Origin of the sequence: Agrobacterium sp. LY4 (assembly GCF_001526585.1) — a bacterium.
GTDB lineage: Bacteria > Pseudomonadota > Alphaproteobacteria > Rhizobiales > Rhizobiaceae > Agrobacterium > Agrobacterium leguminum.
On record NZ_ASYA01000039.1, the window covers coordinates 1 to 1,133 of the forward strand.

Sequence of the window (1,133 nt, forward strand, 5' to 3'; positions counted from 1 at the left end):
CCGCCTTCGCGGATAGCGAAGCGCAGCTTTTCTTCCATCGCGATCGGAACGATCAGCTCGACGTCAACGGTCACGTTGTCGCCAGGCATAACCATTTCCGTGCCTTCCGGAAGCGTAACGATGCCCGTTACGTCCGTCGTGCGGAAGTAGAACTGCGGACGGTAGTTCGTGAAGAACGGCGTATGACGGCCGCCTTCTTCCTTCGTCAGGATGTAGGCTTCGGCCTTGAACTTCTTGTGCGGCTTAACCGAACCCGGCTTACACAGGATCTGACCACGCTCGACGCCGTCACGGTTAACACCGCGAACCAGTGCACCGATGTTGTCGCCGGCCTGGCCCTGGTCGAGCAGCTTGCGGAACATTTCAACGCCGGTAACCGTCGTCTTCGAGGTCGGACGGATGCCGACGATTTCGACTTCTTCACCAACCTTGACGATACCGCGCTCAACGCGACCCGTCACAACCGTACCACGGCCGGAGATCGAGAACACGTCTTCGATCGGCATCAGGAACGGCTGGTCGATCGGACGCTCAGGCGTCGGGATGTAGGCGTCAACAGCAGCCATCAGCTCGCGGATCGCGTCTTCACCGATCTTCTTGTCGGAATCTTCAAGAGCGGCAAGTGCCGAACCCTTGATGATCGGAATATCGTCGCCCGGGAAGTCGTAGGACGACAGAAGTTCGCGAACTTCAAGCTCGACGAGCTCGAGAAGCTCGGCGTCGTCAACCTGGTCGACCTTGTTGAGGAACACGACGATCGCCGGAACGCCAACCTGACGGGCAAGCAGGATGTGCTCGCGGGTCTGCGGCATCGGGCCGTCAGCAGCCGAGCAAACCAGGATCGCGCCGTCCATCTGGGCAGCACCGGTGATCATGTTCTTCACGTAGTCGGCGTGGCCGGGGCAGTCGACGTGCGCATAGTGACGGGCAGGCGTTTCGTATTCAACGTGTGCCGTCGAAATCGTGATACCACGGGCCTTTTCTTCAGGCGCGGCGTCGATCTGGTCATACGCCTTGAATTCGCCGAAGAACTTCGTGATCGCTGCCGTCAGCGACGTCTTGCCATGGTCAACGTGACCGATCGTGCCAATGTTGACGTGCGGCTTATTGCGCTCAAACTTGCTCTTTGCCAT

Annotated in this window: 1 protein-coding gene; it reads right to left on the bottom strand. The window is 59.1% G+C overall.

Annotated features, from left to right (window positions below):
- Positions 1-1,133: elongation factor Tu (tuf, locus tag L904_RS22005; RefSeq protein WP_035259350.1), on the bottom strand; the 1,133-nt coding region annotated here is incomplete at both ends.